This is a genomic window from Rufibacter aurantiacus, from assembly GCF_017916345.1.
Taxonomy (GTDB): Bacteria; Bacteroidota; Bacteroidia; order Cytophagales; family Hymenobacteraceae; genus Nibribacter; species Nibribacter roseolus.
In genome coordinates this window covers 826,600-838,490 of record NZ_JAFMSV010000002.1, presented here as the reverse complement: position 1 = coordinate 838,490, position 11,891 = coordinate 826,600, and the positions used below count along the sequence as shown (strand labels likewise).

At 52.7% G+C, this 11,891-nt stretch carries 10 protein-coding genes and 1 pseudogene; 7 read left to right on the top strand and 4 right to left on the bottom strand.

What is annotated here, in order from left to right; genetic code table 11:
• Nucleotides 1–5 precede the first annotated feature (5 nt).
• The 4 genes and pseudogenes from J3P34_RS08800 (at nt 6) to J3P34_RS22435 (ending at nt 5,242) form a co-directional block, all read left to right on the top strand.
• Complete coding sequence (locus tag J3P34_RS08800; protein WP_210487948.1) at nt 6–1,715, top strand: diflavin oxidoreductase; 1,710 nt, start codon at nt 6–8, stop codon at nt 1,713–1,715.
• A gap of 137 nt (nt 1,716–1,852) precedes the next feature.
• Entirely contained in the window at nt 1,853–3,532 is a 1,680-nt protein-coding gene (gene cysI / locus J3P34_RS08795; protein WP_210487946.1) for an assimilatory sulfite reductase (NADPH) hemoprotein subunit, read from the top strand.
• A 207-nt stretch (nt 3,533–3,739) separates the two neighbouring features.
• A pseudogene (locus tag J3P34_RS22440) lies at nt 3,740–4,327 on the top strand (precorrin-2 dehydrogenase/sirohydrochlorin ferrochelatase family protein); the annotation flags it as partial.
• Between the two features lie 93 nt (nt 4,328–4,420).
• Entirely contained in the window at nt 4,421–5,242 is an 822-nt protein-coding gene (locus J3P34_RS22435; RefSeq protein WP_428480448.1) for a sulfite exporter TauE/SafE family protein, read from the top strand.
• Nucleotides 5,243–5,321: 79 nt separating this feature from the next.
• Here the strand turns inward: J3P34_RS22435 and J3P34_RS08785 are convergent, their stop codons facing one another.
• Nucleotides 5,322–6,377, bottom strand: a complete 1,056-nt coding sequence (locus J3P34_RS08785) for a homoserine O-acetyltransferase family protein (protein WP_210487940.1) — start codon at nt 6,375–6,377, stop codon at nt 5,322–5,324.
• A gap of 56 nt (nt 6,378–6,433) precedes the next feature.
• Between J3P34_RS08785 and J3P34_RS08780 the strand changes: the two genes are divergently transcribed.
• Together J3P34_RS08780 and J3P34_RS08775 are read left to right on the top strand one after the other, a co-directional pair.
• A complete protein-coding gene (locus tag J3P34_RS08780) occupies nt 6,434–6,874 on the top strand; it encodes an OsmC family protein (protein ID WP_246853613.1) in 441 nt (146 codons plus the stop codon).
• A 224-nt stretch (nt 6,875–7,098) separates the two neighbouring features.
• Nucleotides 7,099–8,268, top strand: coding sequence for a trans-sulfuration enzyme family protein (locus J3P34_RS08775; RefSeq protein WP_210487938.1), 1,170 nt, complete (start codon nt 7,099–7,101; stop codon nt 8,266–8,268).
• Nucleotides 8,269–8,614: 346 nt separating this feature from the next.
• Here J3P34_RS08775 and J3P34_RS08770 read toward each other — a convergent pair whose 3' ends face one another.
• The 3 genes from J3P34_RS08770 to J3P34_RS08760 form a co-directional block, all read right to left on the bottom strand.
• The gene (locus tag J3P34_RS08770) at nt 8,615–9,034 is read right to left on the bottom strand and encodes a hypothetical protein (RefSeq protein ID WP_210487936.1); all 420 of its coding nucleotides are present in this window, start codon (nt 9,032–9,034) and stop codon (nt 8,615–8,617) included.
• Between the two features lie 38 nt (nt 9,035–9,072).
• On the bottom strand, nt 9,073–9,972 hold the full coding sequence (locus J3P34_RS08765) for a polysaccharide deacetylase family protein (protein ID WP_210487934.1): 900 nt from the start codon (nt 9,970–9,972) through the stop codon (nt 9,073–9,075).
• Between the two features lie 271 nt (nt 9,973–10,243).
• Nucleotides 10,244–10,435, bottom strand: coding sequence for a cold-shock protein (locus J3P34_RS08760; protein ID WP_062542753.1), 192 nt, complete (start codon nt 10,433–10,435; stop codon nt 10,244–10,246).
• A gap of 367 nt (nt 10,436–10,802) precedes the next feature.
• On the opposite strand from J3P34_RS08760, the gene J3P34_RS08755 reads away from it, so the two are divergent.
• A complete protein-coding gene (locus J3P34_RS08755) occupies nt 10,803–11,876 on the top strand; it encodes an oxidoreductase (protein ID WP_210487932.1) in 1,074 nt (357 codons plus the stop codon).
• Nucleotides 11,877–11,891: the final 15 nt, after the last annotated feature.

Here is an 11,891-nt window from a genome sequence, read left to right as displayed (position 1 = left end):
CTGTCATGTTAGCAGAAGCTAAATTAAAAACCTTCCTGGATCTGGTCCAGCAATCGTCTAAAGAGGAACTGTTGTGGATGAGCGGTTACCTGGCCGGAGTTACTTCTGCCCCTGGGGTAGCCGCCTCAGCCGCTGAGTCTGCGGCTCCTGCCACCAAGCCAGCGGTAGGAAAGGTAACCATCGCGTACGGCACCGAGACCGGCAACTCCAAGCGCGTGGCCACTGATCTGGCGGGCAAAGCCAAGAAAAGCGGCATCAACGCCCGCGTGGTGAGCCTGGACCAGTACCGCCTCAATGACCTGGAGAAGGAAGAATACTTCTTAACCGTCATCAGCACGCAGGGAGAGGGAGATCCGCCGGCCGGCGCCCAGAAGTTCTATGACTACGTGCACCAAACCGATAAAAAGCTGCCTAAACTCAAGTACAGCGTGCTGGCTTTGGGTGATACTTCTTACCCGCTGTTCTGCAAAGCCGGCGAAGACGTGGATGCGCAACTGCAGCGCCTGGGCGGTAGCCCTCTGGTGCCCATCCAGAAGTGCGACGTGGATTACGAGGACGAAGCCAACGCCTGGTTCCAGAGCGTGCTGCAGACCCTGAACAATGCCGCAGCCCCAGCCTCGGCACCTGCTGCTGCCCCTGCTCCGGCCAAGAAAACCGGTAAGAAAATATATAACGGCACTATTCTCACCAATATCGTATTGAATGACATAGGGTCTAACAAGTCAACGCACCACATTGAGATAGAGGCCGAGGATTTGGCTTACGAACCCGGTGATGCGTTAGGCGTGGTACCCAAGAACCGTCCGTTCACGGTAGAGGCCATCCTGAAGGTGACCGGCATCTCACCGGAGGACAAAGTGACCCACCGGAACAGCGAATCTACGGTGAGAGAACTGCTGCAGGACAAAGTGAACATCACCTACCTGCCCGAGCGCGTGGTGAAAAAGTACGCTGAGGTGGTGGAGCAGGACATCCCCGCCACCCGCATTGATTTACTGGACCTTTTGAGAATTTACCCGGTAAAAGACGCCGAACAGTTCAAAGAGGTAATCCAGATTCTGGAACCTATCGCCCCGCGTTTGTACTCTATCTCTTCGTCGCTGGAGGCTCACCCCGGTGAGATCCACGTGACGGTAGCCAGAGACGAGTTCAGAATCAACGAGGAGCTGCTGTGCGGTCATTGTTCAGATTACCTTTCTGAGCAAAAGGAAGGCCAGCCACTGGAGTTCTACATCCACAAGAACAGCCAGTTCAAACTGCCGGCTGCTGATAAGGATGTGATCATGATCGGGCCTGGCACGGGAGTGGCGCCTTTCCGCTCTTTCCTGGCCGAGCGCGATGCCACCGGGGCCGAGGGCCGCAACTGGCTTTTCTTTGGGGACCAGCACTTCGCCACCGACTTCCTGTACCAGACCGAGATCCAGAGCTGGTACGAAACCGGTATCCTGACCAAGTTCAACGGTGCCTTCTCCCGCGACCAAAAGGAGAAAGTGTACGTGCAGCACAAGATGCAGGAAAACGCTGATACTTTCTATGAGTGGCTCTCTTCTGGCGCGTACGTGTACGTGTGCGGGGCCAAAGAACCCATGAGCGTTGACGTGGAAAACACCCTGCTGCAGATCATCGGGTTGGGCGCCGGTTCTTCGCCAGAAGAAGCCGCCGTATACCTGGAGCAACTGAAAGAAGAAGGCCGCTACCTGAAAGACGTGTATTAGTACGCTGTTTTCCTGCAAGATCGCGCCAGCGAAAGGCATCAATCAAATTCTGTTTTAGGCCTTTTTCCCCGGAATCAGGCCTAAAATGGTAAACAACCCAAACAGGAAACCTCCTGTCATCATTAAGACCGGTTACCATGTCAACTGAGAAAAAGAATCTGTCTCCTATAGAGAAAATAAAAGAGGTGAGCGAAGGCTTACGCGGCACGCTGAAGGAAAGCCTGAAAGACGAGATCACGGGGGCCATCCGCGAGGATGACACTGCGCTGGTGAAATTCCACGGCATGTACATGCAGGATGACCGTGACCGCCGTGAGGAGCGCGCCGCCAAGAAACTGGAGCGCCTGTTTTCCTTCATGATCCGGTTGCGCCTGCCCGGCGGCTTCATGACCCCAGAACAGTACGTCGCCACCCACAACATCGCAGGCGAGAACTCCACGGGCGTCATCAAAATCACCACGCGTCAGACGCTGCAGTTGCACGGGATTGTGAAGGCCAAGACCAAGCCCACCATCAAAGCCTTCAACCTGGTGGGGCTGGATTCCATCGCCGCCTGCGGCGACGTGAACCGGAACGTGGTGGCCTCTGCCAACCCGCTGGAGTCTCCGCTCCACGAGCGCATCTACCAGTACGCCGATAGAATCAGTGACTACTTGTTGCCCAAGACCCGCTCTTACTATGACGTGTGGCTGGACGAGGAGAAAATCTACAACAAGGTGGAGGAAGAGGACCCCTTGTACCAGGACCGCTACCTGCCCCGCAAGTTCAAGATTGGGTTGGTGATTCCGCCTAACAATGACTCAGACGTTTTCGCGCAGGACCTAGGCCTCATCGCCATCATTGACAACGGGGAACTGAAAGGCTTCAACCTGGCCGTGGGCGGTGGTCTGTCATTTACCCACGGAAACCCGGAGACCTACCCGCGCCTGGCTTCTGAGATAGGCTTTGTGAGCACCGAGGAATCTGACGACAAGCTGTTCAAGGCTGTGTATGAGGTCCTGACCGTACAGCGCGATTTCGGGAACCGGGCCGACCGCAAACTGGCCCGCCTGAAGTACACCGTGGACAACATGGGCTTGGACGTTTTCCGGGCAGAGGTAGAAAAACGTGCAGGATTCGCTTTGGAGCCGGCCCGGACCTTTGAACTGAAGACCCGCGTAGACCACTACGGTTGGGCGCAGAGCTACACCGGCCTGTGGCACTACACAGTGTTCGTGGAGAACGGGCGCATCACCGATCTGCCTACCGCGGCCTTGAAAACCGCCCTGCTGGAGGTAGCCCAGACCGGCAAAGCCAACTTCCGGTTCACCTGTAATCAGAACGTGATCCTCAGCGACATCACCGATGAGCACAAAGCCGAAATTGAGCAGATCCTGGTAAAACACAGCGTAATCCCGCACACCGAGGCTGCTTCACTGGTGCGCAAGAACTCCATGGCCTGTGTGGCCCTGCCTACCTGCCCGTTGGCTTTGGCCGAGGCCCAGCGCTATCTGCCGGAGCTCATCACCAAGATTGACGGCGTTTTAGCGAACCATGGTCTGCAAGACGAGGAAATCATCATCAGGATGACAGGCTGCCCCAACGGCTGCGGCCGCTCGGTGCTGTCTGAGATCGGGTTTGTGGGCACGGCTCCGGGCCACTACAACCTCAACCTGGGCGGCGATGAGCAAGGCTACCGCCTGAACAAGCTCTACAAAGAGAACCTCAATGAGGCGGCCATTCTGCAGGAACTGGATGTGTTGTTCGGGGCCTTCAAACAGAACCGTCTGGCGGGCGAGCGCTTCGGTGATTTCGCTTACCGCACGCTGGTCAACTAAGCTTTTTTGCAGCCTAGAGGGATTTGCAGGGCTGCTGCCAGACTCTCCGTCTCATTCTCTGCCCAGGCAGGTTTGCGTTTAGGGGCTACTTTGAAGGAAGTAGCCCCTAAACACGGATTAATAATCCTAAACCTGATAGGTTTACTAGAGATTACATTTATATTTGATTAAGCTACTATTTTGGGTCCTCCCGAAGAAACTAAAAAGATGAACTCCACCGCTGCTATAAAAGAGCAAAACGAACTGTTCCCGGTTTTCCTGAAGCTGGAACATCTGCGCGTGTTGGTAGTGGGTGGAGGCAATGTGGGTCTGGAGAAACTGACGGCGCTGCTGCAGAACTCACCCAAAACCACCATCAAAGTGGTGGCAACCCAGTTCAACGAGGCCGTTCTGCAACTGGCCCAGGAACAGAACAATATTTCCCTTATCCTCAAGCCTTTCAGCCCGGAGGATCTGGACGGGGCCGACATTGTGATTGTTGCCGTGAACGACCGCGCAGTCAGCCGTGAGATCAGCCTGGAAGCCAAGCGCCAGGGCAAACTGGTGAACGTGGCAGACACGCCCGAACTCTGCGATTTCTACCTGAGCTCGGTGGTCCGGAAAGGCAACCTCAAGATCGCCATCTCTACCAACGGCAAATCGCCCACCATGGCCAAGCGCTTGAAGGAGACCTTCAACGAGACCCTCCCCGATGAACTGGACGAGGTGTTGGACAACATGCAGTCCATCCGAAATCAACTTTCCGGTGATTTCTCGGCCAAGGTGACCCAGCTCAATGACATCACCAAGGTACTAGCCGTGAACGAAAGACCCGCTCCGGTGGCGCCGCGGCGGCCAGAAAAACCCTGGAAAAAGATCGCCTCCGGCGCGGCTCTGGCCTTCTTCTTCATGATCCTGGGCCGGTTTGTGTTCTCGGCTATTACGTTTGACGAGGTTTCGACCTTTGTGGGGAACATTGAGCCTATCTTCTACTGGATGGTTTTTGCCGGGTTCCTGGCCCAGATGGTAGACGGTGCCCTGGGCATGGGCTACGGCGTTACCAGTACCACTGTATTGCTGTCTTTGGGCGTTAACCTGCCGGCCATTAGCGGGAGCATCCATACTGCCGAGATTTTCTCCAGCGGGATCTCGGGGTTCAGCCACTATAAGTTCGGAAACGTGAACCGGAAACTGTTCAAGGTCCTGTTGGTGCCCGGGATCATAGGCGCTATTGTAGGAGCCTGGCTTCTGTCAGAAATAGGGGAGGAGTACGCGAACTATGTGCGGCCTATTCTGGCGGCGTACACGCTGGTGCTGGGGGCCAGAATCATCTACACGGCGTTCAAGAAAAACAAGGAGCGCAAGAAGATCAAGATGGCCGGGGTGCTGGCCGGGGCCGGCGGTTTTCTGGATTCTTTCGGGGGAGGCGGTTGGGGACCTTTGGTGACCAGCACGCTTATTGCCAAAGGCCGCACGCCTCGTTTCGTGATAGGAACGGTAAGCATCACTGAGTTCTTCGTGACCTTCGCTAGTGCCTTGACCTTTTTTGCCATGCTGGGGCTGAGTCACCTGCAGGTGATTGTGGGACTGGTATTAGGCGGCATGTTAGCGGCTCCTATCGCTGCCAGATTGGTAGGAAAGCTACCCATGAAAACAATGTTCATTGCGGTAGGAACACTGGTGATTATCTGGAGCCTGCGCATCCTATTAAAAGCCATAGGGCTGTTCTAAAGGCATAAAACCTAAAAAGCGTTTGGGGCCTGTTTTTATGAAAACAGGCCCCAAACGCTTTTTAGTAGGAATGATAAATCTAGATGGAAAGAATGGTGCCGGAAACCGGGTTTTCTTTCTGCACTTCTGCGTACCAGGCTGTGAAATGCTGAGAGATCTTTTGCCCTTCAATGATAAAGCCATCATGGCCGTAGTTGGAATCGATCTCCACGTAAGACACATTGGGCAGATGCTGGGCCAGGAACTGCTGTTCCTGCACGGGGCACAGGATATCGCTGCTGATGCCAATAATCAGCGTTTTCTGGCGTATTTCTGCTAAAACAGGCTCTAAACGGCCGCCCCGTCCGCGGGAAAGATTGTGGCTGTCCAGGGCCTTGGTCAGGAACCAATAGCTGTAGCCATTGAAGCGGTTCACCAACTTATCGCCCTGGTAATTCAAATAAGAAGACACGCGGTAATTGTCCAGTTTCTCAGGGTCTGGGTCGGTTTGGTTCTGGGCCAGGATGTGATAATTGCGGTAGGTGAGCGTACCCAGCGCGCGGGCTGCTTTGAGGCCTTTGCTGCCCGCCGTTGGGCTGGGCTCTCCCCAGGTACCGTCGGCTTCCAGCATGAGGCGCTGCGTGGTATGGATGCCTATGCTCCAGGTGCTTTCAGCGGCGGCGGTAGCCAAAAGGAACAGGTTATCAATGACCTCAGGCTCTGCTACCGCCCATTCCAGAACTTGAAAGCCACCACAGCTGCCCCCTCCCAGAATATGGATTTTCTCCAGCCCCAGGTGTTCGCGCAGCAGGATGTGCGCCCGTACCATGTCGCGGATGGTGACCTGCGGGAACGTGTTGTAATAAGGTTCCCCGGTCTGGGGATTTGTGCTCAGCGGACCGGTGCTGCCGTAGCAGGAGCCCAGAATGTTGGCGCAGACAATGAAATGCTGCTCAGGGTCTATGACTTTACTTTCCCCCACTATACCATCCCACCAGTCCAACACATTGGAATTAGCGGTAAGCGCATGGCAAATCCAGACCACATTGCTTTTATTTGCGTTCAGCTTACCAAAGGTGTGGTAAGCGATTGTGATTTCCGGAAAAGTTTGCCCGCCTTCTAATTCAAAAGGTTGGTTATATTGGAAATAATTCATGTAGTACCTTTTACTTTTGCAAAGTAAAGGCCTACAGGTGTAAAACCGTAATAAAAATGATAAAGATTGAGATGAACCGCGTAGGCGGAGACTATGGTTTTGAGGCCAAAGACGCGAACGGCCACATCATCACCACTGATACCAGCCCCGAGAGCGGCGGCGTGAACTTTGGCGTGCGCCCCATGCAGATGCTTCTGATGGCTCTGGGCGGCTGCGCCGGCATTGACGTAGCCATGATCCTGAAAAAGCAGCGGCAGGAAGTAACCGGCTTCCGGATGGATATCTCCGGTGAGCGCGAGAAAGGCAAAGAACCATCCCTCTGGACGAACGTGCACGTGGTGTTTGAACTGCAAGGCCCCATTGACCAAGGCAAAGCCGAGCGCGCCTGCGAACTCTCTATCATGAAATACTGCTCCGTAGCCGAGACCCTGCGCCGCGCCGGTGCCCAGGTCACCTATGAGGTGCGCGTCACGGCGCAGGTAAGTCCTGAGTCCTGAGTTTTTCAGGAGCGTACAGAAGCGAAGAAATGTAGCGGCGTTACACCGTAACGCCGTGGTACTATGAAACGATAATGCCACACAGAGAATAGGCCTTGCTACACCGTAGGAAGAAGCTTCTGGTAGATTTGAGGCTGCGTTGGTACTTGGGCACCACGGCGTTACGGTGTAACGCCGCTACAATGGCCAGCCATTAGCACATTAAAAAATTAGCACATTAACCCATGGAATACCATCCGCTTACCAAAGCCATCAGAATACAGACAGAGCGCACGAATGAGATGGAACATGCCACGCCTATGTTCCTAACCAGCAGTTTCGCCTTTGATAATGCCGAGGACATGCGGGCCGCCTTCGCTGATGAAACCGACGATAACATCTACAGCCGGTTCAGCAATCCCAGCGTGCAGGAGTTCACCGATAAGATGGTGGCCTTGGAAGGTGCCGAGGCGGGTTACGCCACGTCTTCGGGCATGAGTGCTGTATTCGCCTCGTTTATGGCCTTGCTGAAATCGGGTGACCATTTGCTGGCCTGTAACTCTATCTTCGGGAGCACGCATACTATCATCACCAAATACCTGCCCAAATACGGCATTGAGTACAGCTACGTGTCTGCAGACAAGCCCGAGGAATGGGAAGCAGCCATCCGGCCGAACACCAAGATGCTTTACATTGAGACGCCAACCAATCCCGGGCTGGACATCATTGACCTGGAGTTTGCTGGCAAGCTGACCAAAAAGCACAACCTCATCTACAACGTGGACAACTGCTTCGCCACGCCGGTGAACCAGCTACCCATACAGTACGGTGCCGATCTGGTGGTGCACTCCGCTACCAAGTGGATTGACGGTCAGGGACGAGTTTTAGGCGGGGTAGTAGTAGGCAGAAAAGAGCTCATCAAAGACATTTACCTGTTCTGCCGCAGCTCAGGCCCAGCTTTGTCGCCGTTCAACGCGTGGGTTCTGAGCAAGAGCCTGGAGACGCTGGACGTGCGCATGGAGCGCCACGCGGCCAACGCCTTGTCCATCGCGACCAAATTGCAGGACCACCCTAAATTGAACTGGGTAAAATATCCGTTCCTCCCCACCCATCCGCAATATGAGATCGCCCAAAAGCAGATGAAGAACGGTGGCGGATTGTTCTGTTTCGAGCTGAAAGGCGGTCTGGAAAGCGGACGCAAGTTTCTGGACAGCCTGCAACTCATGTCACTCACCGCCAACCTGGGCGACACCCGCAGCATCGCCTCGCACCCGGCCAGCACCACCCACGCCAAGCTCACCGAGGAAGAACGCCAGGCAGTCAGCATCACGCCCGGCCTCATCAGAATCTCCGTAGGCCTGGAGTACGCCGATGATATTTTGAACGACATTCTGCAGGCGCTGGAGAAGTGCTAGGAATGTAGCTGATGGTTTTTAGTTATTAATTAAAGCGCTTCGGGCCTGTTTTTCTGAAAACAGGCCCGAAGCGCTTTAATATTTTCGCTGGCGCGAGCTTCTAGCTCGTGTCCGCACGCATTTCAGAGATTAACTCCTGTACTCACTCCTGTCATCTTGGAAAGATCTTTTGGACGAACTATAAAGGCCTTGGAGAAACGCTATTACCGTTTGCTCACAAGATCCTTTCAGGATGACAAAAGAGGTGATCAACCATGCGTGCGGACACGAGCCGGAGGCTCGCGCCAGCGGAGTAGAATGTCACCTGAAAATAAAAAAGGGTTTTGGGTGAGAAGAAATAGAAAAACTAGAGTTCCAGGATCATTGCAAAGAGAATAGGAATTAAGATCAAAATGCAAATTATCAAAGGCTTCCAGATCTTCTTGTGCTGATAGACTGAACTATTCGGGAAATGCTTTTTGTAGACGTATTCAGTCAGTATAGACCCGCCAACAATATTGAAAAAGTAAGTCAAAGATGATTGGGGCCTTTCTGGAATGTTGACAATGTAAATGGTCATGATGGTATAAAGAACACAAACAAGCAGCATTGTAATTGCCTCTTTTCTCTTTCCAATGTCCTTCAAATTCTGAAATAAGAGGACTCCTCCAAAAATGGAAGAGAAGAAAATTGAAAAGCCCCATATAGCTTTCTTAGAATAAATTTTAGGGTGACTTTCCTCCTCTGGAAGTTCTCCTTGGTGAAGGAGGTTGCTTAAGTTTTCCATTTAATCCTTTTTCTCTGAAGTAAGATTCTTTCTTAAGCCTAAAAACTGTTCACAATGCTATTATGCAAACCTTTGGTGCTCCAGTAGCCACTGGCGATGATGCGACGGATGGTGAACAACGGGTCTTGCGGATCACGTTTGGTGGCTAGGATATAAGCCGCATCAAAACCACGTTTCTTCAGTTCAGGAATGGCTTCAGGCCGCCACAAACCAAACGGATAGGCGAAGTACTTGATGGGTTTGCCGGTGATGGCCTCCAGTTGCTTTGTGGGTTTCTCAATCTGGGTGATCCAGTCTTTGCCTTCGTACTTCTTCACGTTGTGGTGGTCATAGGTGTGGGAGCCTATCACGTGCCCGGCATCTGACAATTCTTTGATCTGCTCTTTGGTCATGTAGTTGGGCCGACCAATAGAAACGGTCATGATGAAGAAGACGCCTTTGAAGCCGTACTTGTCCAGTTCTGGTTTAGCCACGGTGTACTGGTCCAGCTTGGTGTCGTCAAAGGTGAGCATGATGGGCTTGCTGGGCAGCGGCGTGCCTTTGGTGAGGTAATCCTGCAGTTGGTCTGGCAAGATGGTGTGGTACCCGCTATCAGCCAGCATCTTCATCTGGGCCCTGAATTCATGGGGCTTCACGATGTAGTCTTTGCCTACTTTTCCGTCATGGGAGTTCCACTCACGTATCTGGTGGTAGCACAGAATGGGCACCTGCGGGCGGGCCAGGATGGTGGCGGCAGTGGCTGGTTCAGTATCGGTGGGGGCAGCGGTTTGGGTAGATGGAGCCGGAGCTTGTTCTGTCTTGGCGCCGGCCGTCACTACCGGCGTGGCAGATACGGCAGGGGTATTCTCTGTTTTTTTATCGGGAGTGGAGCAGGCAAAGAAACTCAGCCCAAGGGCTGCCAGGAGGAAGAAATGACTTCCGGGTTTAGTAAAAGGCATAGGTATTAAAAAGGAAGATCTGTAAAGTTAAATACCCTGGCTGCCAGGAAATCCGCTCCAGGGCGGCTCGCCATGCCAAGAATATTTCAATTGTAATCTACTCAATCTTGCGGTAATCTGAAGCTGTTTTAGCCCTGTTTTCTATAAAATAAGCCAAAAATGAAAGGCTGATTTCTCCAGGGCAGGGATTTATGAAAATGGGTAGGGCCTAAAAGCAAAAAGGGCCTCACGTGTGGTGAGGCCCTTTTGGAGGACTGATGTATATTAAAACTTAAGCAAGTTTCACATTTACAGCGTTCAAACCTTTGCGGCCTTCTTTCAGCTCAAAAGTTACTTCGTCATTTTCTCTGATTTCGTCCACCAAGTTAGATACGTGCACGAAATACTCCTCATTGGAGTCTGCGTCTTTGATGAAACCAAAACCTTTGGAATCATTAAAGAATTTTACTTTACCGTTTTTCATTAATGTGATAATGTTATAATAAACAAATGTAGAGATTAAATTCTACATTCTGTCTTTTTAGACGAAGTATATTACGGAACATGTCTTTTTTAGTTCCTGGAGCCGTTAACCTAAGCCCATAGCCAGCACCCGCAGAGCACTACAAAGACAGGTTTGGGCACTAGAAGTCTGCAGAGAATCAGGCTTTTGGAATTTTCCTGTTTTAAATCATCCTGCTGAGATAACCGAAGTGTAATACTTTGCCAAAGAGAATTTTAATATCTGTAAGTGGCTTTTGATACCTTGCAGATGAAAGCGTTTCTCCTTGGGTTAAAGGTTAAACCCCATGAGGAACGTTACTTTTAGTATTAGAACAGAAAAGCATTCCATGGCAGAAACACAGAACACCATTAAAGTAGGGCTCATTGGTTTCGGGATGGCCGGCCGCATTTTCCATGGGCCATTCATCCACCTGGTAGCCGGGCTGGAACTGGTGCGCATCCGGGAGTCACGTGAGGAAAACATCCAGATTGCCCGCAGCCGCTATCCGCAGACGCAGATCACGAGCCAGGTAGATGACATCCTAGATGACCCAGCCATTGATTTGGTGGTGGTGGCCACGCCCAACAGTTCGCATTATGGTTTAGCAAAACAGGCCCTAAATGCAGGCAAGCACGTGGTAGTGGAAAAGCCGTTCACGCCCACCGCCGCTGAGGCCGATGAACTGATCCAACTCGCCCAACAGAAAGGAAAGATTCTTACCGTTTACCAAAACCGCCGTTGGGACAGCGATTTCAAGACGGTGCAGAAAGTGCTGGCGAGCGGCGTGCTGGGGAACGTGGTGGAGTACAAAGCCCACTTTGACCGGTTCCGGCCGGCGCTCAAAGGCAATACCTGGAAAGAAGAAGAGGCCCCTGGCTCGGGCATCGTCTTCGACCTGGGTTCTCACCTCATTGACCAGGCCTTGGTGTTGTTCGGGCTCCCGCAGGCTATCTCCGCCGATGTCAGAATTCAGCGCCCCAGCAGTCCGGTAGTAGACAAGTTTGAGGCCACACTGTTCTATGAGCATCTCAAAGTAACCTTATCGGCGGGGTTGCTGGTGCGGGAACCAAGTCCAAGATACATCCTCCACGGTGACCAAGGCTCCTTCCTGAAGTACGGCTTGGACGTGCAGGAAAAAGCCCTCAATGATGGTTTGCTACCCCACCTTACGCCTAACTGGGGCGTAGAGCCCGAAAGCATATGGGGGCAATTGAACACCGAGTTCCAAGGTCTTCATTTCACGGGGAAAATAGAAAGCGAACCTGGCCATTACCGCAGCTTCTATGAGAATGTCTACCTGGCTATCAAAGGAGAGGCGCCGCTGGCGGTAAAGCCCGAGCAGGCCCGGGACGTGATCAGAGTAGTGGAACTCATCATGCAGAGCAGCCAGGAGAAACGGACTGTTCCGTTTAGCATATAGTCACTTGGATTTAGG

Bases quoted from the DNA above. Each gene is read 5' to 3' on its own strand.
- J3P34_RS22435 (WP_428480448.1), top strand. From the start codon at position 4,421: ATGATCCTGGGCCGGTTTGTGTTCTCGGCTATTACGTTTGACGAGGTT.
- J3P34_RS08780 (WP_246853613.1), top strand. From the start codon at position 6,434: ATGATAAAGATTGAGATGAACCGCGTAGGCGGAGACTATGGTTTTGAG.
- cysI (WP_210487946.1), top strand. From the start codon at position 1,853: ATGTCAACTGAGAAAAAGAATCTGTCTCCTATAGAGAAAATAAAAGAG.
- J3P34_RS08760 (WP_062542753.1), bottom strand. From the start codon at position 10,435: ATGAAAAACGGTAAAGTAAAATTCTTTAATGATTCCAAAGGTTTTGGT.
- J3P34_RS08765 (WP_210487934.1), bottom strand. From the start codon at position 9,972: ATGCCTTTTACTAAACCCGGAAGTCATTTCTTCCTCCTGGCAGCCCTT.
- J3P34_RS08770 (WP_210487936.1), bottom strand. From the start codon at position 9,034: ATGGAAAACTTAAGCAACCTCCTTCACCAAGGAGAACTTCCAGAGGAG.
- J3P34_RS08785 (WP_210487940.1), bottom strand. From the start codon at position 6,377: ATGAATTATTTCCAATATAACCAACCTTTTGAATTAGAAGGCGGGCAA.
- J3P34_RS08800 (WP_210487948.1), top strand. From the start codon at position 6: ATGTTAGCAGAAGCTAAATTAAAAACCTTCCTGGATCTGGTCCAGCAA.
- J3P34_RS08775 (WP_210487938.1), top strand. From the start codon at position 7,099: ATGGAATACCATCCGCTTACCAAAGCCATCAGAATACAGACAGAGCGC.
- J3P34_RS08755 (WP_210487932.1), top strand. From the start codon at position 10,803: ATGGCAGAAACACAGAACACCATTAAAGTAGGGCTCATTGGTTTCGGG.